Here is a 21,050-nt window from a genome sequence, read left to right as displayed (position 1 = left end):
GAACATTCTAGCGCGCGCCGTGCGCCGCGCATGGACGGGTGATGCAAGCGTCGCTCTCAGGTTGCCGGGTTTTTCGTCGCGAGCATCACGCGCAAATTTGGTGCAATTTTTCGCGAATGCACCAAAATGGAACGAGACATTGCTTTTATACGGACGAATGCACGTCGTTGGTGCATCGAGGAATAAGAGGATTACACGGCACGCTTGTAGGCTCGCCACCTCGTGCCCGCAAACCCGTGCTAGGTAACGTTGTTATCCGCATCGGCCAAGCTTGAGGCCGATGGTGGCACGGAAGGTGCTTTATTGGTGCCGATCGATTTGCCCCGGCAGAAATTTCCCGCTTTGCGGTGCCGTTTTTGGTGGACGCGCAGGGGCGGGTCAGCTAGATTGGGCGGCGGCTGAAATCCGCCGAATTCGTTAATCAGGAGATAGGTTATGAGTAAATCCGTGGCCGACGTCATGCAACTCGTCAAGGACGAGGACGTCAAGTTTGTCGACTTCCGTTTCACCGACACGCGCGGTAAGGAGCAACACGTTTCGGTGCCGGTGTCGGCATTCGAGGATGACAAATTCGAAAGCGGCCATGCGTTTGACGGTTCGTCGATTGCCGGCTGGAAGGGCATCGAAGCATCGGACATGTTGCTGATCCCCGATGCGAACACCGCCTTCATCGACCCGTTCTATGAAGAGTCGACGCTCGTGCTGACCTGCGACGTGGTCGAACCGGCTGACGGTAAGGGCTACGAGCGCGACCCGCGTTCGCTCGCGAAGCGCGCTGAGGCGTATCTGAAGAACTCGGGTCTGGGCGACACCGCGTTCTTCGGTCCGGAACCGGAATTCTTCATTTTCGACTCGGTCCAGTGGAACACGGACCAGTCGGGCTGCTTCGTCAAGATCGGCTCGGAAGAAGCACCGTGGTCGTCGGCGAAGGAATTCGAAGGCGGCAACACCGGCCACCGTCCGGGCACGAAGGGCGGCTACTTCCCGGTCGCGCCGGTCGACACGTTCCAGGACATGCGCTCGGAAATGTGTCTGCTGCTCGAACAGATCGGCATTCCGGTCGAAGTGCATCACCACGAAGTCGCGGGTCAGGGCCAGAACGAAATCGGCACCAAGTTCTCGACGCTCGTGCAGCGCGCTGACTGGCTGCAGCAGATGAAGTACATCATCCAGAACGTCGCGCACACGTACGGCAAGACGGCGACGTTCATGCCGAAGCCGATCGTCGGCGATAACGGTTCGGGCATGCACGTTCACCAGTCGATCTGGAAAGACGGCCAGAACCTGTTCGCGGGCAACGGCTACGCCGGCCTGTCGGAATTCGCGCTGTTCTACATCGGCGGCATCATCAAGCACGCTCGCGCGCTGAACGCGATCACGAACCCGTCGACGAACTCGTACAAGCGCCTCGTGCCGCACTTCGAAGCGCCGGTCAAGCTTGCCTACTCGGCACGCAACCGCTCGGCATCGATCCGTATTCCGCACGTGTCGAACCCGAAGGGCCGCCGTATCGAAACGCGCTTCCCGGATCCGATGGCGAACCCGTACCTGTGCTTCTCCGCGCTGATGATGGCGGGTCTGGACGGTGTGCAGAACAAGATTCACCCGGGCGAAGCCGCCGACAAGAACCTGTACGACCTGCCGCCGGAAGAGGATGCAAAGATCCCGACCGTGTGCGCCGGCCTCGACCAGGCTCTGGATTCGCTCGACGCGGATCGCGAATTCCTGACGCGCGGTGGCGTGTTCACGGATTCGATGCTCGACGCGTACATCGAACTGAAGACGGTGGAACTGCAGCGTTATCGCCAGTCGGTGCACCCGATCGAATTCGAAATGTACTACTCGCTGTAAGCGGCGATGGCGCTTCGCCCGTCACCCGGCGAAGCGCTTTGCCCGACGCTCGCGATCGGTCACGAAGGGACGGCGGCGCCGTCCCTTTTTCGTTAGAGCGATTGCTTTGCGTTTGCCTGACCCGCCGCGCCGCGGATAGCACGCAAGACGCGCTCTGACGCGCACCCGGGCGTAGGCGACGCATCAAACGCGGTACCCCGCGCAGTACCCTGATTTATCACCATCTCCTATCGGCTCGACTGCAAGATGGTTCTGAAGAATCTGATCAAGGCAAGAAAAGGACACGAACAGTCGCTGTCGGACGACGTGCAACTCGTGGGCTCCGGTTTGTTGCCGGGCTTCGAGGCGCTGCCGACAGTCGTGCTGGTGCTCGAGAAGCGCACGCTGCGCGTCGCGTATGCGAATCCGTCGGCGGAGTCGATGCTCGAGATGTCGCGCCGGCAACTCACGCAGATGGCGTGGCCGGAGATTTTCTCGAACGCCGACGAGCTGGTCGCGACGATCACCGCGATTGCCGCGCACCGCTTTCACGCGACGCATCTCGACGCGGTGCTCGAACGTCCGGCCCACGAGCCGCTGCATGTGCATGCGATCGTCGGCTTTCTGGAAAGCGCGCAGGATTATGTGCTGCTCGAACTGTTCGAAAACGAGCGGCATCTGCGCAGCGACCGCGAGGAACGCATCAACGACCTCACGGCCGTCAACAAGCAACTGATCCGCAATCTCGCGCACGAAATCAAGAATCCGCTCGGCGGCATTCGCGGTGCCGCGCAACTGCTCGAGTTCGAACTCGGCGAGCGCCAGCGCGACGAATTGCGCGAGTACACGCAGGTCATCATCAAGGAGTCGGATCGGCTGCAAACGCTGGTCGACCGCCTGCTCGAACCGCACCGTCATCCGCATATCGTCGGCGATGTGAACATTCACGAGGTGTGCGAGCGCGTGCGCCAGGTGATTCTCGCGGAGTTTCCACGCGGGCTCACGATCGTGCGCGACTACGACGTCAGCGTGCCGGATCTGCGTGGCGACAAGGAGCAACTGATTCAGGCTCTGTTGAATATCGTGCGCAACGCGGCCGAAGCATTGCGCGAGCGTATCTCGCAAGGCGATGCGCGCATCGAGTTGCGCACGCGCATCGCGCGCAAGGTCACCATTTCAAAACGCTTGTGCAAGCTGGCATTGGACTTGCATATCGTCGATAACGGCCCAGGCATTCCCGAAGAGATTCGCGACCGCATTTTCTATCCGCTCGTGTCGGGGCGCGAGGACGGCAGCGGTCTTGGTCTCACGCTCGCGCAGACTTTCGTGCAGCAGCACGAAGGTCTGATCGAAGTGGACAGCCGGCCGGGCCATACCGAGTTTCAGATTCTGCTGCCGCTCGACTGCTAACACCACAAGCATTTCAAGACTTCTGACCGAACTATATGAAGCCGATCTGGATAGTAGACGACGATCAATCGATTCGCTGGGTGCTCGAAAAAGCGCTCGCCCGCGAAAATTTCGCGACCCGCAGCTTCGCGAACGTGCGCGAGGCGTCGGCCGCGCTCGATCACGACAGCCCGCAAGTGCTGGTCTCCGACATCCGCATGCCGGGCGGCTCCGGGCTCGAACTGCTGCAAACCGTGCGCGACAAGGTGCCGGGTCTGCCCGTCATCATCATGACCGCGTTCTCCGATCTCGATAGCGCGGTCGCCGCATTCCAGGGCGGCGCGTTCGAGTATCTGGCCAAGCCGTTCGACATCGACAAGGCGGTCGAGTTGATCCGCCGCGCGGTCGACGAAAGCATGCGTGGCGAGCAGACGTGGGACGATCGCGTCGCCGAGGCGCCCGAGATGCTCGGCCAGGCGCCGGCGATGCAGGACATGTTTCGCGCGATCGGCCGCCTGTCGCATTCGGCGGCGACCGTGCTCATCACCGGCGAATCAGGCACCGGAAAGGAACTGGTCGCGCGTGCGTTGCACCGACATAGCCCACGCGCGAACGGTCCGTTCATCGCGCTGAACACCGCGGCGATTCCGAAGGACCTGCTCGAATCCGAACTGTTCGGCCACGAGCGCGGCGCGTTCACCGGCGCGCAGGCGATGCGCCAGGGGCGCTTCGAGCAGGCCGAGAACGGCACGCTGTTTCTCGATGAAATCGGCGATATGCCATTCGATCTGCAGACGCGTCTGTTGCGCGTGCTGTCGGACGGCCAGTTCTATCGCGTGGGCGGCCACAATCCGCTGCGCTCGAATGTGCGCGTGATCGCGGCGACGCACCAGAATCTCGAATCGCGCGTGCGTCAGGGGCTGTTTCGCGAGGACCTGTATCACCGTTTGAACGTGATCCGTCTGCGTCTGCCGGCGTTGCGCGAGCGCAGCGAGGACATCCCGCTGCTCACGCGGCACTTCCTGCAAAAGAGCGCGCGCGATCTCGGCGTCGAACCTAAGCGCGTGTCCGACGAGGCGCTCGCTTATCTCGCGTCGCTGCCGTTTCCCGGCAACGTGCGGCAGCTCGAGAACCTGGCCAACTGGCTGACGGTGATGGCGCCCGCGCAGACGATCGAGATCAAGGATCTGCCGCCCGATCTCGAGCCGGCGCGAGTGGAGGCGGGCGATGCCGCCATCGGCGCGGCGGCTGTCGCCGCGGTGGACGGGGTGGTGGCTCCGGGCGCCGGTTTCGCGGGCGGTGTGCCGCTCGGTGGCACCCACGCTGGCGCGGCCTATGCGGCCGCCAGCGGGGCTGCAAACGCGGCGGGCGCATCGATTGCCGCGGTGAGCGCGTGGGAAGGCGGTTTGCGTACTGAAGTCGCACGGATGCTGCGCGAAAACGCGGCGGACGTGATGGACGAACTCGCGCGCCGTTTCGAAGCGGCGGTGATTCGCGAGGCGTTGGACTTCACGCGTGGACGCAAGGTCGAAGCAGCCGAGCGGCTTGGTATCGGGCGCAATACGATTACGCGCAAGATTCAGGAGCTGAACCTCGAGCCTTGATAAGGCACGGGCACGAGCTGGCAGTACGGGCGAGGGCGGCGAGAGCCGCCTTCGTCGTTTCTGGCGCCGAAGTTTAAGTATCCAGGCTGGCGCATCACACTGTGCCTAACCGGCCAACCGGCCAACCGGCCAACCGGCCAACTCACCGCACAAGGCATAATCGACGCTGTTTCCCTCCGACAGCCGACGATGCCCGCTTCTCAAGCTTCTCCCGCCCCCTTCCAGTGGCCGCTTTCCCCCGATCCGTTCCTGCCGCTCGAAGCGCTTCACGACCCCGAGGTACTCGAATGGGTCGAAGCTCAGAACGCGCGAACACGCGCCGCGTGGTGCCGCGGCGCATCGTTCGAGACGCTCAAGCGCCGGCTTGCCGACGCGTATCTGCCGCGCGAGCGCCCGGTGATTCCGGATCGCTGGAAGGAGTGGGCCTACGATCTGTGGCAGGACGAACGTAATCCGCGCGGCATCTGGCGGCGCACGCTATGGGCCGCGTGGCGTAGCGGGGCACCGGTGTGGCAGAACCTGCTCGACTTCGACGCGCTCGGCGCAACCGAAGGCACACCGTGGGTCTGCGTCGATCTCGACATTCTTTATCCGGATGGCGACCGCGCGCTGATCACGATGTCGCCGGGCGGCTCCGATGCGCTGGTCGTGCGTGAGTTCGATATCGACGCGCAGTGTTTCGTCGACGGCGGTTTCGCGATTGCGAAGGCGGGCAAGCACACGGCGTCGTGGATCGATCGCGATACGCTGTACGTCGGCTGGGACAACGGCCGTAAGACGCTGACGCGCTCCGGCTACCCGCGCGAGGTGCGGCGCTGGACGCGCGGCACCTCGCTGGCCGATGCGCCGGTCGTGTATCGCGGCGAGTTCCGCGATATCGGCGTGGAAGCGCACTACGATCCGCTCGACCGGCGTCATACGGTGACGAGCAGCATCGATTTCTTCGATTCGCACACGTACACGCTCGATGACGCGAGCGGCGCGTGGCATCGCTACGACGTGCCCGCGCATGTCGCGGTGGGCGGCTGGCAAGGCTGGCTGCTGCTCGAGCCACGGCTCGATTGGGACTGCAACGGCGCGCGCTATCCGGGTGGCGCGCTGCTCGCGATTCGCGAGGACGCGTTCATGCGCGGCGCGCGCGATGTCACACCGCTGTTCGTGCCGACGCCGCTGACGTCCGCTTGCGAGTGGTCGCATACGCGCCATCATCTGATCGTGTCGTATCTCGATGACGTGCGCAGCAAGACGCTGATCTGGACGCCGTCGCAGCGCGACGACGGTGCATGGCAATGGCGCGAGCGCGTGTTCGGGACGCGGCGCGGCGCGCTGGAAGGATCGCGGGACGAAGCGAGCGAAGGCGCGCAGATCGATGTATCGCCGGTCGAATCGACGCTCAACGATGAAGTGTTCGTCGATACCGATGACTATCTGCAACCGCCGGCCTACTGGCTCGCCGACCTCACGCGCGATGGCTCGGCGGACGCGGCGGCCGATGCGACGACCGACTGGGAACTGCTCGACCGCTGGCCGACGCAGTTCGACGCGACGCGCTTCACGGTGACGCGCGGCCATGCGGTGTCGGCCGACGGCACGCAAGTGCCGTACACGGTGATCGGACCGAAAGACGCTTCCGCTGTCGATGAGCACAACCCGCACCCATGCCTGCTCAGCGGCTACGGCGGCTTTGCGATTCCGTTGCTGCCGGGTTATCTGACCGGGCAGGGCATCGGCTGGCTGGAGCGCGGCGGCGTGTACGTGGTCGCGCATATTCGCGGCGGAGGAGAGTTCGGCACGCGCTGGCATACGGCGGCGCAGGGCGAGCATCGGCAGCGCGCATTCGACGACTTCATCGCGGTCGCCGAAGCGTTGATCGCGACCGGCGTAACGAGTGCCGCGCGGCTCGGCATTCAGGGCGGCAGCAACGGCGGGCTGTTGGTGGCCGCGTGCATGGTGCAGCGGCCCGAACTGTTCGGCGCGGTGGTCTGCGAGGTGCCGCTGCTCGATATGAGCCGCTATCACCTGCTGCACGCGGGCGCGTCATGGATCGACGAGTACGGCGACCCCGACGAACCCGATGAAGCGCGCGTGCTCGCCGCGTATTCGCCGTATCACAACCTCAAGGCGGGCGTCGCTTATCCGCCCGTGCTGTTCACGACGTCGACCGCCGACGATCGCGTGCATCCCGGTCACGCACGCAAGATGGCCGCGCGGATGCAGGCGCTCGGCGCGCCGGACGTGTGGTATCGGGAGAACACCGAAGGCGGCCATGGCGGTTCCGATGAACTGGAGCAGGCCGAGCACGATGCGATGGTGTTCGGGTTTTTGTGGGGCGTGTTAGGCGGAGAAGCATCCGCTTAAGCACGTGCCTGAGCTGCCGGCGATGTAATAAACGGGCGACGCATCATCGATGCGTCGCCCGTTTTATTTGCAAGCCTTCAACCCAGTTGCGCGAATACCGGTGCGTGATCCGAAGGCTGTTCCCATTTGCGCGGCACCTTGTCGATGTCGCACGATGTGCAGATATCCGCGAGCGCTTTCGACAGCAGGATGTGATCGATGCGCAGCCCCGCATTGCGGCGGAACGCCATCATCCGATAGTCCCACCACGAATAGATCTTCTCCTGCTGCTCGAACTGACGGAACGCATCGAGCAGGCCGAGGCCGATCAGCCGCACGAACGCCGCGCGCTCCTCCGGCGACACCAGATTCTGACCTTCCCACGCTTTCGGGTCGTGCACGTCGCGATCTTCGGGTGCGATGTTGTAGTCGCCGAGCAAGGCGAGCTTCGGATGCTGCGTCATCTCGGTCGTGAGCCACGCGTGCAGCGCGTCGAGCCAGCGCAGCTTGTACGCGAACTTCTCGGTGCCCGGCGCCTGGCCGTTCGGAAAATACGCGGAGATGATGCGCACACCTTCGACGGTCGCCGCGATCACGCGCTGCTGCGGATCCTCGAAGCCGGGGATGTTGCGCACGATGGTGCTCTCGTCGACGCTCAGACCGTCGCGCACCAGAATGCCGACGCCGTTATAGGTCTTCTGGCCGATATAAAAACTGCGGTAGCCGATGGCTTCGAGTTCGGCGCGCGGAAATTTTTCATCGGGGAGTTTCAGTTCCTGCAGGCACAGCACGTCGGTGCCGCTGCTCGCGAGCCAGTCGATCACGTGCTGCTGACGGACTTTGAGGGAGTTGACGTTCCACGTCGCTATTTTCATGTCGTTCTCGCATGCTTGCGGGCAAGGCTCGGTGAAGCCTTGATCCGTTGTTCTGATCGATCGCCACCGTGCGCCATCGTGCGATAGCGTGTGTTCATCGCAGCGGGCGATTCCGGCTTCCCTTTCAGTAGTCCCGCATCTTATCGTGCGCGAGCATGGGCTGTGCAGAGGGGCGCCGCGGTGTTTTCTTCGCGCGCGTTATCGTGCAGGCGTCGACTAATTGCGCGATCACATCACGCGCGCTACTCAAATCGCGTATCGTCATTTGACGTTCACAAAACGAGTCGCTATAATCTCTTTTCTCTGACGCGGGGTGGAGCAGTCTGGCAGCTCGTCGGGCTCATAACCCGAAGGTCGTAGGTTCAAATCCTACCCCCGCAACCAAGCATTGTTGAAAGCCCGCATGGCGCAAGTCATGCGGGCTTTTTGACTTCTTGCCACTGCTTCATCGCGCAGCATTCGCCGTGGGGTTCACGCGCGTTCTCACGCATGAACCCCACGCGTATCACCTGTCATCGAAACCGGCATCACGTCGATATCAAGCCGATTCAATCGCCCATTCCACCGCCGCCTGCGCATGCAACGCCGTGGTATCGAACACCGGCAGTGACGAATCTTCCGGTTTGATCAGCAACGTGATTTCCGTGCAGCCGAGTATCACCGCCTGCGCGCCGCGCGCGGCGAGATTGTCGATCACGCGCTGATAGATCTTGCGCGATGCGCTGTCCACGTTGCCATGACATAGCTCGTCGTAGATGATGCGATGCACGTCCGCGCGTTCGGCTTCATCGGGCACCAGCGTATCGAGCCCATGACGCTCGCGCAGGCGCCCCGTGTAGAACGTCTGCTCCATCGTGTAGCGTGTGCCGAGCAGGCCGACCCGTTCGACACCCGCCGCGCGCAGCGCCGCGCCGGTCGGATCGGCGATATGCAGGAACGGCACCTTGATCGCCTGCTCGATCGATTCGCACACCCGATGCATCGTGTTCGTCGCGAGTATCACGATGTCAGCGCCGCCGCGTTCGAGCTGGAGCGCGGCCCCGGCCATCTGTTCGCCGAGCGCGTGCCAGTCGCCGGCGCGCTGGTTCGCCTCCACCTGCGCAAAATCGACGGTCAGCAGCAGGCTGCGCGCATTGTGATGGCCGCCGAGGCGTGCCTTCGCATGGCGGTTCAGCAGCCGGTAATACTCGGTGGACGACTCCCAGCTCATGCCGCCGATCACGCCGATCGTTTTCATCTGTCTCGCTCCGTGAATGCTTGCCTGAAACGGCGAGTATAGGCGCGCGCTGTAGCGCACCGCCGGTACGGATTGGGCAGCGCGCGCCGGTACGGCATGCATGGGCGCATGCACGCCCCGTTCGTGACCGCATTGGCGAGGGCATCTGCACGGAGCGCGCCTACGCTTTTCTGGCACCGATAGAATCGTAGAGAATCCGAACGCGTTCAACGGGAGCGATACATGGAGCTGATCATCCGCCGCGCGACGCTGCCACGCAGCGCCAAGCAACATCCGCAGCCGCACGGTCAAGCACCGCTCGTCGATATCGGCATCGACGCGGGCCGCATCGTAGCGGTCGAACCGAACCTGGCCGCGAACGCGCGCGAGGAAATCGACGCGGCGGGCTCGCTCGTCACGCCGTCGTTCGTCGATCCGCATTTCCATATGGATGCGACTCTGTCGTACGGCCTGCCGCGCGTGAATACGTCGGGCACGCTGCTCGAAGGCATCGCGTTATGGGGCGAACTGAAACCGGCGCTCACGCAGCAGGCGTTGATCGAGCGCGCGATGCAGTACTGCGACTGGGCCGTCGCGCGCGGCCTGCTGGCGATTCGCAGTCACGTCGACGTGTGCGACTCGCGTCTGCTGGCGGTCGAGGCGCTGCTCGAAGTGAAGCGCCGTGTCGCGCCGTATCTCGATCTGCAACTGGTCGCCTTTCCGCAGGATGGCGTGCTGCGCAGCGCCGGCGCATTCGACAATCTGAAGCGCGCGATCGGTATGGGTGTCGACGTAGTCGGCGGGATTCCGCATTTCGAGCGCACGATGGCCGATGGTGCGCAGTCGGTGCGTCTGTTGTGCGAGTACGCGGCAGAGCAGGGCTTGCGCGTCGATATGCATTGCGACGAATCGGACGATCCGCTGTCGCGTCACATCGAAACGCTCGCGGCCGAAACGCATCGGCTGGGTTTGCAAGGGCGCGTGACCGGTTCGCATCTGACGTCGATGCATTCGATGGACAACTACTACGTGAGCAAGCTGTTGCCGCTGATGCGCGAGTCGGGCGTCGCCGCGATCGCGAATCCGCTGATCAACATCACGCTGCAAGGCCGCAGCGATAGCTATCCGAAACGGCGCGGCATGACCCGCGTGCCGGAGATGATGGCCGCCGGCATCACCGTCGCGTTCGGCCACGACTGCGTGATGGACCCGTGGTACAGCCTCGGTTCGGGCGATATGCTCGAAGTCGCGCACATGGGCTTACATGTCGCGCAGATGACGGGCGTCGACGGCATGCACGCGTGTTTCGATGCGGTGACGGTGAACGCGGCGCGAATTCTCGGGCTGGAAGGCTATGGTATCGCGCCCGGATGCGCGGCCAATCTCGTGCTGCTCGATGCGCGCGACGAAGTCGAGGCGATCCGTTTGCGCGCGGCCCGGCTCGCGGTGATCAGTCGCGGCAAGGTGGTGAGCCGCGCGCCGGCGGCGCGAGCGTCGTTATCGCTCGACGGGCGGCCTGAACAGGTAGATTTCAAACTGCATCGTAGCTAGCAATCGTGGTGTATTTCGTCCGCTAACGAAAACGGCGGCCTGTTTGCACAGGCCGCCGTTCTTTTGGTAGTTTCGCTCCGCGTTGTCCGGCTTTCGCCGAACCAACGACAACGCATCAAACCATCAAATCAATGCGCGGCGCCCGGCGCCATGCCGTTATGCCGCAGCAGCGCGTCGATATTCGGCTCGCGGCCGCGGAACGCCTTGAACGATTCCATCGCCGGACGGCTGCCGCCGACCTCCAGAATCTCGCGGCGATAACGCAGGCCGGTGGTCTGATCGAGCACGCTGCCCGCCGACTGCGCGGCCTCCTCGAACGCCGCGTACGCGTCGGCCGACAATACTTCGGCCCACTTGTAGCTGTAATAGCCGGCCGCGTAACCGCCCGCGAAGATATGGCTGAACGTATTCGGCCAGCGCGAGAACGGCGCCTGCGGCACTACATGGAAGCGCTCGTTGATCTCGCGCGCGAGGTCGTTCGCGCTCTTGCCGCCGTTCGCGTCGAAGCCGGTATGCAGTTGCATGTCGAACATCGAGAACACGATCTGCCGCAGCGTGCCGAGACCGCTCTGGAAGTTCTTCGCGGCGAGCATCTTGTCGAACAGATCGCGCGGCAGCGGTTTCGCCGTATCGACGTGCGACGTCATGTCGGACAGCACGTCCCACTCCCAGCAGAAGTTCTCCATGAATTGCGACGGCAGTTCGACCGCATCCCATTCGACGCCGTTGATGCCCGACACGCCCAGCTCATCGACGCGCGTGAGCATGTGATGCAGACCGTGACCGAATTCGTGGAACAGCGTGATCACTTCATCGTGCGTGAAGCAGGCGGGCTTGCCGCCGACCGGCGCCGAGAAGTTGCAGGTCAGATATGCGACCGGCGTTTGCACCGCGCCGTGCGCGAGCTTGTGACGGCCGCGCGCGTCGTCCATCCATGCGCCGCCGCGCTTGCCTTCGCGCGCGTACAGGTCGAGATAGAACTGCGCGACGAGCCCGCCATCCTGATTCTCCACGCGGAAAAAGCGCACGTCCGGATGCCAGACGGTGGCTTCGTCGCGGCGGATGCGCACGCCGAACAGCGTCTCGGTGACCTTGAACAGGCCCTTGAATACCGCGTCCTCGGGGAAGTACTGCTTCACTTCGTTTTCCGAGAACGAATAACGCGTCTGACGCAGACGTTCGGCGGCAAACGTCATGTCCCACGGTTGCAGATCGCTCATGCCGAGTTCGCCCGCCGCGAATTTGCGCAGTTCCTTCCAGTCCTGCTCGGCATGCGGGCGCGCGCGCGTGGCGAGGTCTTCGAGGAAGGCCATCACCTGGGCCGGCGACTCGGCCATCTTCGGCGCGAGCGACACTTCCGCGAAGTTGCCGTAGCCGAGCATGTTGGCTTCTTCGGCGCGCAGTTTCAATTCGTCGGCGAGCACCTGGGTGTTGTCCCACTCGGGCTTGCCGTTACCGTATTGCGCGCCGAGTTCGGACGCGCGCGTCACATACGCGCGATACATCGCTTCGCGCATCGCGCGGTTTTCCGAGTACTGCATCACCGGGAAATACGACGGGAAGTGAAGTGTGAATTTGTAGCCGCTTTTGCCTTCGCGTTCGGCCGCTTCCTTGGCGGCTTCGATCACGTCTTCGGGCAGGCCGGCCAGTTGCGCTTCGTTGCCGGCGTCGACGAAATACGCGTACGCATTGGTCGCGTCGAGCACGTGATCGGAGAAGGCCTTCGACAGCGCCGCCTGGCGCTCCTGCAGTTCGGCGAAACGCGGCTTCTGGTCTTCGGGCAGCTCGGCGCCGGACAGACGGAAGTCGCGCAGCGCGTTGCCGAGGATCTTCTTGCGCTCGCCGGTCAGCGACGCGAAATCGTCGCTCGCGTTCAGTGCCTTGTATTTCTCGTAGAGCGCCAGATTCTGGCCGACGCTCGACCAGAACTCGGTCACACGCGGCAGGTTTTCGCCGTACACGGCGCGCAGTTCCGGCGTATCGGCAACAGCATTCAGATGGCCGATCGCGCCCCACGCGCGCGACAGCGGCTCGGTGGCGCGCTCGACCGGGTCGACTACGTCGGCCCACGACGCGGGCGTGATCGGCAGCGCGGCGCGCTCGACCGCGGCGCTTGCGTTGGCGAGCAGCACGTCGAGCGCGGGCGTCACGTGTTCGGGGCGGATGTCGCCAAAGCGCGGCAGGTCGGAAAAATCGAGGAGCGGATTGTCTTGAGGTGTGGCGGTAGTGGACATAGGGCTTCCTGTCTGACGCGGGTGAATGGGGCGGTGAATCGGGCGGTGTGGCGGGCGCGCATTCCGGGCGGACGGTGGTCCGCTCGACGCGCGGCACGTCATGCGCAGCGGCACCGGATACCGAACATTATTGGGGCACGGCGCGGCAATTCCAATCCATCGGCTGACAAATTATCAGATGTCGTGGCGGGCTGGGCGGTGCTGCGCGCATCGGAACTTGGCCGTGGCGCGGGGAAGGGGCGAGAAGACGGCGCGGTGGGCGCCAACGGGGATGAGTGGGGAGGGGCGGTGGATAGGTGGCGCAACTGGCGGGAGTTCGACGCGTTGCGCGTCGTGCCCCCGCATCGAGCCTGCGTGGCGGCGAGGCCGCCTGCACACTGTGCTTTGGCGCCTGCCACCTGCCGCTTGTTGCGCTCCGCTGTGCCTTTTTACGCCTGCGCCGCCTGCGCGTTCGCTTTGCGCTCGGCTGCTTCGATCGTGTTGACGAGCAACATCGTGATCGTCATCGGGCCGACGCCGCCCGGCACCGGCGTGATATGGCCGGCCACTTCCTTGACGCCCGCGAAGTCGACGTCGCCGCACAGCTTGCCGGCGTCGTCGCGATTCATGCCGACGTCGATCACGGTCGCGCCGGGCTTCACCATCTCCGCGGTCAGGATGTTGCGCAGGCCGGTCGCTGCGACCACGACGTCGGCATTGCGCGTGTGCGCGGCGAGATCGCGCGTCTTGCTATGGCAGATCGTGACGGTCGCGCCCGCTTCGAGCAGCAGCAGCGCCATCGGCTTGCCGACGATGTTCGAGCGGCCGATCACCACCGCGTTCGCGCCCTTCAGATCGATGCCGTAAGCCTCGAACATCTTCATCACGCCATACGGCGTGCACGGACGGAACAGCGGCTGGCCGGTCATCAGCGCACCGGCATTGGCGACGTGAAAGCCGTCGACGTCCTTCTCCGGCGCGATCGCCTCGATCACCTTGTGGGTGTCGATGTGCTTCGGCAGCGGCAGTTGCACCAGGATGCCGTGGATGTGCGGATCGTGGTTCAGTTCGTCGATGCGCGCGAGCAGTTCGGCTTCGGGCAGATCGGACGGATAGCGATCGAACGACGAGCCCAGACCGTTGTCATGGCAGGCCTTGATCTTGTTGCGCACGTAGACTTCGCTGGCCGGGTTGTCGCCGACCAGAATCACGGCGAGGCCCGGCTGATGGCCGCGGGTGGTGAGGGCGGCGGCGCGCGTGGCGACGTCGGCGCGCAGGGTCTTGGAGAGGGCGAGGCCGTCGATCAGTTTGGCAGTCATGGTCGGTCGAGGGTTGGGTCCGGGGTTAGGCCGGGCATTGAGTCGGGGAAAGGCGTGGGCTAGCGGGCGATGTGTTTGCGCGGGTATGCGCGAACATGGGCGCTTTTGACGGGAACCTCGCGGTCCATGAAAAGCGCGCGGGGCCGCTTCTGGCGAGGCGCCGCTGCGAAGTGCGACATTATACCGGCGCAACATGACACCAGTGCGGACACGAGGGCAGTGCGAGCGGGCTGCAGCAGCGCATTCGAACCGCGTGGGAATGCTGGCCGCGGGCCTGATGCGATAGTCGCGCGCGGTGCCGCGCGGCGCGAGGGCGATGTATTACAAGAGAAAAGACCGCGAAGCTGCGGATGCGAAGCCTGCGAGCGCCAGTCGGCGAACGCTATACAGTCCACCGCGAAGCGCCGCCAGTGGACCCAGCCTGCCTCGGCGCGCCTCACGGCAAAGCATGACGACAAGCCGGCGGCCCTTCACTCGAAGGGCCGCGCATCGCATGTGTTACTGCGCCGGCTGCGGCTTGTTCGACAACGCGAGTCGCAGCAGATCCGCGACCGTGTTGACGTTGAGTTTTTCCATGATGTTCGCGCGATGCGCTTCGACCGTCTTGATGCTGATGCCGAGGTCGTCGGCGATCTGCTTGTTCAGGCGGCCGGCGATGATCCGCTCGAGCACCTGATGCTCGCGCGCGGTCAGCTTGCCGAGGCGTTCGGCTGCGGCGCGCTGCTGCTGCACGCTGCTGCTTTCGCTGCGTGCCTTGTCGAGCATGCGCTCGACCAGCTTGCGCAGTTCCGCTTCGTCGAACGGCTTCTCGATGAAGTCCATCGCGCCTTTTTTCATCGTCGATACCGCCATCGGCACGTCGCCGTGGCCCGTCACGAAGATGATCGGCAGCGACGCGTTGTCGGCGATCAGGCGTTCCTGCAGTTCGAGCCCGCTCATGCCGGACATCCGCACGTCGAGAATCAGGCACGCGATCTGGCCAGGATGCTGATGCGGCTGCCATGCGTCGATGAACTGCTCGGCGCTCGAGAAGCACTGCACGCGGTAGCCGTTCGCCTCCAGCAGCCAGCGCAGCGAATCTCGCACGGCCTCGTCGTCGTCGACGACAAAGACGGTTTCCTGTGTGGTGACTGGGCTGTTCATAGCTCTCCCGTAACGGTTTGTGGTGTCGGTGCCTCGGACCCGCCGTTGCTCGGGCCGTCGGACTGTCCAATAGGCAGACTGCAATGAAACGTGGCGCCCGTGATGTGGCCGTCGGACTCGACGTTGTTGACCACCCACAGACGGCCGCGGTGCGATTCGATAATCGAACGGCAAATGTTCAGCCCCATGCCCATGCCGTCGGACTTGGTGCTGTAAAACGGTTCGAACAGACGCTCGGCGGTCGCCTCGTCGACGCCGGGCCCCTGATCGACGACGCTGATGCAGACGAAGCCGCTATCGAGCCGCACAACCACGCGAATCACTGGATCGACCGCGTTCGGCCGCGCTTCGGCCATCGCCTCGACGCCGTTCTTCAGCAGGTTGACCAGCACCTGCTCGATCAGCACCGGGTCGACGTAGATCACCGGCAGACGCGCGCGCAGATCGGTGACGATGCGAATCCGCCGCTTTCTTGCCTCGATTTCGGCGAGCCCCACCGCGTCCGCGACGATATCGGCGACGCGCGTGGCTTGCCGCTTCGGCTCGCTGCGCTTCACGAACTCGCGGATGCGCTTGATGATCATGCCGGCCCGCACCGCCTGCTGAGCGGTTTTTTCCAGCACCGGCAGCAAGTTGTCAGGCGTCGTTCGACCGGATTTAACCAGTGCGACGGTTCCGGAGCAATAGTTATTGATCGCGGCGAGCGGCTGATTGAGTTCGTGCGCGAGCGACGAGGCCATTTCGCCCATCGTCATCAGGCGGCTGGTGAACTGCAGCTTTTCGTCCTGCTGACGCGACAGTTCCTGCGCCTGCTTGCGGGTCGTGATGTCGGTCGCGATCTGCATTTGCGCGAGATGGCCGTCGACCCACTGGATGTACTGGCGGCGCACCTCGAACCACTTCTGGATGCCCGGAATATAGATTTCCTGCGCGTCGGCGGTGCTTTCGGTCAGCGCGGCGGCGGGCAGGCCGGCGAAGGCGTCGACCATGTCGATCGAATCGGACGACGCCTGCGAGCTGTCGAAGCCGCCGCCCGCCAGCTCCAGGTGGCCGTCCGGGCGGATGCCGAACAGATGCCGGTAGTAGCGGTTCGCGAACAGCAGCTCGGCTTCGTCGGCGGCCAGCACGGACACCGCCGCGTCGAGGCTTTCGAGCACGGTCGTGAAGCGTTCGTGAGCGGCCGCGAGTTCTTCGCGCGCGCGCTTCGGCTCGGTGATATCGGTCATCGACGACATCCAGCCGGTCTGACGGCCCGAGCTGTCGATCAGCGGCGAAACATAGAGCCGTGCGTGGAACAGCGAGCCGTCCTTGCGGCGCACGCGCAATTCGAAGCCGGACGACGGCGCCTTGCCGCGCAGCGTCATATCGAGCTGGCGCTGCATTTCCGGGTACGCGTCGCGCGGCCAGTAAGCAAACGGCGCGCTCTTGCCGACGAGGTCGCTTTCGTCCCAGCCGGTCATGCGGCAAAACGCCGGATTCACGTGCGTGATGCGCCCGTGCATGTCGAGCACGCGCATACCGATCAGCACCGAGTTTTCCATCGCGCGACGGAAGAATGCTTCCGCGTACAGCGCCTGCTGGGCCTCGAAGCGTTGCCGCGTGTGCTTCCACAAGCTCCACAGGCTCCACAGCACGAAGCAGGAGAGGCCGGCCACCAGCCAGACCAGCGTGTTGTTCGTGAAATTTGTGATCTGCGGGAACGCATACACGCGCACCGAGATGCCCTGGCCCGGCGGGTCGAGCGGCAGGTCGTAGAACATGTCGCGCGGCAGGCGCGGGCGGGTCGACGTGGTCGTCAACTCGCGGTTGTTCACGTCGATGATCGAGATCTTGTACTTGGCCGACAGCTCGGGCGGGATATCGCGCTTCAGGATCCCTTCGACCGAGAACACCGCGGCGATCGTGCCGAGAAATTCGCGATCACGGAAGATCGGCGTCTGCAGCGTGATGAAGCCGTTGCCGAGGTCGTCGTAAATCAGCGGCGAGTAGATCTGGCGGCGGCTGTTGCGCGCGTCGGCGAAACCGGACTTGACCGCTTCGTCCATCTGCGCGTCGTTCAGGCGCGCGAGACGCTGGCCGAGCACCGGCGGCGCCGCGTTGGGCCAGCGCGGCTGCTGCTGGCTCGTGTACCAGTTCATGTACAGGATTTCGGGGTGTCCCTGCATGATGTCCGTGCTGGACACGAGGAACGAATGCTGGTCGGCATGGCCGGCGGCGAGATCGCGTGCGAGCGCCTGGATCTGCTCCTGCGCGCCGGTCATCGATAAACGGATCTGCTGCTGCGCCCATGCGACGTTGCGGTACAGCGTGTCTTCCTGCTGTTGCTGCTCGCGCCGGTTCAGACTCCACAGAATCAGGCTCATGACGACCAGGAATACCAGGATCGACAGGAGCGGCGTCAGCAAATAGGAATTGGACCACCACGGCCCATGGTGCCAGCGAGTGGACGGCGACGAATCCGCTGGCGAACCGGCGGTGCGCGCCGAGCGAGAGAAAAGCCGTTCGGTCAACATGCGTGGCATTGTAGCGCAGCACGTCCCTGACAAATGACGCAAAAAAGCACGGATAGTCCAGTTAATCGGCGCAAACTAGCCGACGGATTCATCGGTTGGCAGTCAAACCAGGTTGCGCCGCAGCAATTTTCCGCATTGTGAGAATTAATCTCGTAATTTGAAAATTTGGTTGCACGGACGTCGGGACCCTTATTACAATCGGCCGGAACCTGCCGCGGCCGTGTTCGTCCGCGTCGTCTGTTCAAAGTGCGTTCCCCATACCCAGGAGACGAGCATGTCCGCTGTACCCGACGAAGTCATGAAATATGTCGCCGCCGAAAAAGACGACGATCCCCAGGAAACCGGCGAATGGCTGGAAGCGCTGGATGGCGTGATTTCTGCTGTGGGCCCCGACCGCGCCCACTACCTGATTGAAAAGCAGATCGAGTTTGCCCGCGTGCATGGCGAACATCTGCCGTTCTCCGCGAATACCCCCTACATCAATACGATTCCGGTCGCGCGCCAGGCGAAGATCCCCGGCGACCAGGACCTCGAACACCGCATCCGCTCGTACACCCGCTGGAACGCGATGGCAATGGTGCTGCGCGCCGGCAAGGACACTAACGTCGGCGGCCACATTGCATCGTTCGCGTCGGCGGCCACGCTGTACGACGTCGGCTTCAACCACTTCTGGCATGCGCCGTCGCCCGAGCATGGCGGCGACCTCGTGTTCGTGCAGGGTCACTCGTCGCCGGGCGTCTACTCGCGCGCGTTCCTGCTCGGTCGTCTGAGCGACAAGCAGCTTGACAACTTCCGTCAGGAAGTCGGCGGCGAGGGCATCTCGTCGTATCCGCACCCGTGGCTGATGCCGGACTTCTGGCAGTTCCCGACCGTGTCGATGGGTCTCGGCCCGATCATGGCGATCTACCAGGCGCGCTTCATGAAGTACCTGCAGGCGCGCGGCATCGCGAAGACCGACGGCCGCAAGGTCTGGGCCTTCCTCGGCGACGGCGAGACCGATGAGCCGGAATCGCTCGGCGCGATCGGCATGGCCGGCCGCGAACGCCTCGACAACCTCGTGTTCGTAATCAACTGCAATCTGCAGCGCTTGGACGGTCCGGTGCGCGGTAACGGCAAGATCATCCAGGAACTCGAAAGCGAATTCCGCGGCGCCGGCTGGAACGTGATCAAGGTCGTGTGGGGCAGCCGCTGGGATGCGCTGTTCGCGCGCGACAAGTCCGGCGTGCTGATGCGCCGGATGATGGAAGTGGTCGACGGCGAGTACCAGACGTACAAGTCGGAATCCGGCGCGTTCGTGCGCGAGCACTTCTTCAATACGCCGGAACTGAAGGCGCTGGTCGCCGACTGGTCCGACGAAGACGTGTGGAGCCTGAACCGCGGCGGCCACGATCCGCACAAGATCTACGCGGCGTTCACCGAAGCGACGAATTCGAAGGGCCAGCCGACCGTCATCCTCGCGAAGACGATCAAGGGCTATGGCATGGGCGAAGCCGGCCAGGCGATGAACATCACCCACCAGCAGAAGAAGATGCAGGTGGAGCAGCTGAAGAAATTCCGCGACCAGTTCCGTCTGCCGATCACCGACGAACAGATTGTCGACGTGCCGTACCTGACCTTCGACGAAGGCTCGAAGGAACTCGAGTACATGCGCGCCCGCCGCCAGGAACTCGGCGGCTATCTGCCGGCGCGCCGTCAGAAGGCCGAATCGCTGCCGGTGCCGGATCTGGCTGCGTTCGAGCCGCTGCTGAAGGGCACGGGCGAAGGCCGCGAGATCTCCACGACGATGGCGTTCGTGCGGATCCTGAACATCCTGCTGAAGGACAAGGCGCTCGGTAAGCGCGTCGTGCCGATCGTGCCGGACGAGTCGCGTACCTTCGGTATGGAAGGTCTGTTCCGCCAGATCGGTATCTGGAATCAGGACGGCCAGAAGTACGTGCCGGAAGATTCCGACCAGCTGATGTTCTACCGCGAATCGGAAACCGGTCAGATCCTGCAGGAAGGCATCAACGAAGCCGGCGGCATGGCCGACTGGATCGCAGCCGCGACGTCGTATTCGACGCACGGCGAGATCATGATCCCGTTCTACATCTTCTACTCGATGTTCGGCTTCCAGCGCATCGGCGACCTCGCATGGGCAGCCGGTGACATGCGCTCGCGCGGCTTCCTGCTGGGCGGTACCGCGGGTCGTACGACGCTGAACGGCGAAGGTCTGCAGCACGAAGACGGCCACTCGCTGCTGTGGGCCGCTTCGGTGCCGAACTGCATCAGCTACGACCCGACGTTCGGTTACGAACTCGCTGTCATCATGCAGGACGGTTTGCGCCGCATGGTCGCTGAGCAGGAAGACGTGTACTACTACATCACGGTGATGAACGAGAACTACGAGCATCCGGCGATTCCGCAGGGCGCGGGCCTGGAGAGCGTAGCGGCGGACATCATCAAGGGCATGTACTCGTTCAGCAAGACCGAGGCCGACAAGAAGACGCCGCACGTGCAGCTGATGGGCGCGGGCACGATCTTCAACGAAGTGATCGCCGCGGCCGACCTGCTGAAGAAGGACTGGGGCGTCAACGCCGATCTGTGGAGCGTGCCGAGCTTCACCGAACTCGCGCGCGAAGGTCACGAAGTGCAGCGCTTCAACCTGCTGCACCCGACCGAAGAGAAGAAGGTCTCGCATGTCGAGAAGCTGCTCAAGGATGCGCCGGGTCCGGTCATTGCATCGACCGACTACGTGCGCGCGCTGACCGAGCAGATCCGCGCGTTCGTGCCGCAGAAGTTCGTCGTGCTGGGTACCGACGGTTATGGCCGTTCGGACACGCGCGAAAAGCTGCGTCACTTCTTCGAAGTCGATCGCTACTGGGTCACGGTCGCCGCGCTCAACGCGCTGGCGGACGAAGGCACGATCGAACGTAAGGTGGTCGCCGAGGCGCTCAAGAAGTACAACCTTGATCCCGCCAAACCCAACCCGATGACCGTCTAAGGCATCACCCGTGTGCCATGACGCGCGCCGCCCGCTCCCCACGAGGGGCGGGCGGCGCGCGTGGCCCAGGAGACACTAAC

Annotated in this window: 12 protein-coding genes and 1 tRNA gene; 7 read left to right on the top strand and 6 right to left on the bottom strand. The window is 63.8% G+C overall.

The genetic code is table 11. The features are described from left to right. Nucleotides 1-435 precede the first annotated feature (435 nt). The 4 genes from glnA to L0U82_RS11315 all read left to right on the top strand — a co-directional run bounded on the left by glnA (nt 436) and on the right by L0U82_RS11315 (nt 7,181). Nucleotides 436-1,851 carry a type I glutamate--ammonia ligase gene (glnA, locus tag L0U82_RS11330; protein ID WP_233830940.1) on the top strand — a complete coding sequence of 472 codons (1,416 nt, stop codon included), beginning with the start codon at nt 436-438 and terminating at the stop codon, nt 1,849-1,851. 246 nt (nt 1,852-2,097) lie between these two features. Beyond that, nucleotides 2,098-3,240, top strand: a complete 1,143-nt coding sequence (gene glnL / locus L0U82_RS11325) for a nitrogen regulation protein NR(II) (protein ID WP_233830938.1) — start codon at nt 2,098-2,100, stop codon at nt 3,238-3,240. A 35-nt stretch (nt 3,241-3,275) separates the two neighbouring features. Beyond that, nucleotides 3,276-4,823, top strand: coding sequence for a nitrogen regulation protein NR(I) (ntrC, locus tag L0U82_RS11320; protein ID WP_233830937.1), 1,548 nt, complete (start codon nt 3,276-3,278; stop codon nt 4,821-4,823). Nucleotides 4,824-5,012: 189 nt separating this feature from the next. Next, on the top strand, nt 5,013-7,181 hold the full coding sequence (locus L0U82_RS11315) for a prolyl oligopeptidase family serine peptidase (protein ID WP_233830936.1): 2,169 nt from the start codon (nt 5,013-5,015) through the stop codon (nt 7,179-7,181). A 77-nt stretch (nt 7,182-7,258) separates the two neighbouring features. On the opposite strand, the gene xth is transcribed toward L0U82_RS11315, so the two are convergent. Next, on the bottom strand, nt 7,259-8,035 hold the full coding sequence (gene xth / locus L0U82_RS11310; RefSeq protein ID WP_233830934.1) for an exodeoxyribonuclease III: 777 nt from the start codon (nt 8,033-8,035) through the stop codon (nt 7,259-7,261). Between the two features lie 307 nt (nt 8,036-8,342). Here xth and L0U82_RS11305 point away from each other — a divergent pair. Beyond that, nucleotides 8,343-8,419 (top strand) — tRNA-Met (locus tag L0U82_RS11305). A 154-nt stretch (nt 8,420-8,573) separates the two neighbouring features. Here the strand turns inward: L0U82_RS11305 and L0U82_RS11300 are convergent. Then, nucleotides 8,574-9,272 carry an aspartate/glutamate racemase family protein gene (locus L0U82_RS11300; protein WP_233830932.1) on the bottom strand — a complete coding sequence of 233 codons (699 nt, stop codon included), beginning with the start codon at nt 9,270-9,272 and terminating at the stop codon, nt 8,574-8,576. A 222-nt stretch (nt 9,273-9,494) separates the two neighbouring features. Here L0U82_RS11300 and L0U82_RS11295 point away from each other — a divergent pair, with 222 nt between their 5' ends. Beyond that, nucleotides 9,495-10,802 (top strand): amidohydrolase family protein, encoded by a 1,308-nt coding sequence (locus L0U82_RS11295; protein ID WP_233830930.1) that lies wholly within the window; start codon nt 9,495-9,497, stop codon nt 10,800-10,802. 128 nt (nt 10,803-10,930) lie between these two features. On the opposite strand, the gene L0U82_RS11290 is transcribed toward L0U82_RS11295, so the two are convergent. The 4 genes from L0U82_RS11290 to fixL all read right to left on the bottom strand — a co-directional run bounded on the left by L0U82_RS11290 (nt 10,931) and on the right by fixL (nt 17,990). Next, entirely contained in the window at nt 10,931-13,036 is a 2,106-nt protein-coding gene (locus tag L0U82_RS11290) for a M3 family metallopeptidase (protein WP_233830928.1), read from the bottom strand. 428 nt (nt 13,037-13,464) lie between these two features. Next, the gene (gene folD, locus L0U82_RS11285) at nt 13,465-14,334 is read right to left on the bottom strand and encodes a bifunctional methylenetetrahydrofolate dehydrogenase/methenyltetrahydrofolate cyclohydrolase FolD (protein ID WP_233830924.1); all 870 of its coding nucleotides are present in this window, start codon (nt 14,332-14,334) and stop codon (nt 13,465-13,467) included. A 498-nt stretch (nt 14,335-14,832) separates the two neighbouring features. Next, nucleotides 14,833-15,477, bottom strand: coding sequence for an oxygen response regulator transcription factor FixJ (gene fixJ / locus L0U82_RS11280; protein WP_233830921.1), 645 nt, complete (start codon nt 15,475-15,477; stop codon nt 14,833-14,835). Further along, on the bottom strand, nt 15,474-17,990 hold the full coding sequence (gene fixL, locus L0U82_RS11275) for an oxygen sensor histidine kinase FixL (RefSeq protein WP_233830919.1): 2,517 nt from the start codon (nt 17,988-17,990) through the stop codon (nt 15,474-15,476). The genes fixJ and fixL overlap by 4 nt, the downstream gene beginning before the upstream one ends. A 274-nt stretch (nt 17,991-18,264) precedes the next feature. Between fixL and aceE the strand changes: the two genes are divergently transcribed. Further along, complete coding sequence (gene aceE, locus L0U82_RS11270) at nt 18,265-20,970, top strand: pyruvate dehydrogenase (acetyl-transferring), homodimeric type (RefSeq protein ID WP_233830915.1); 2,706 nt, start codon at nt 18,265-18,267, stop codon at nt 20,968-20,970. Nucleotides 20,971-21,050 lie beyond the last annotated feature (80 nt).

Source organism: Paraburkholderia sp. ZP32-5 (assembly GCF_021390495.1).
In the GTDB taxonomy this organism is placed as follows: domain Bacteria; phylum Pseudomonadota; class Gammaproteobacteria; order Burkholderiales; family Burkholderiaceae; genus Paraburkholderia.
This window is presented reverse-complemented; position numbering and strand designations above follow the sequence as displayed.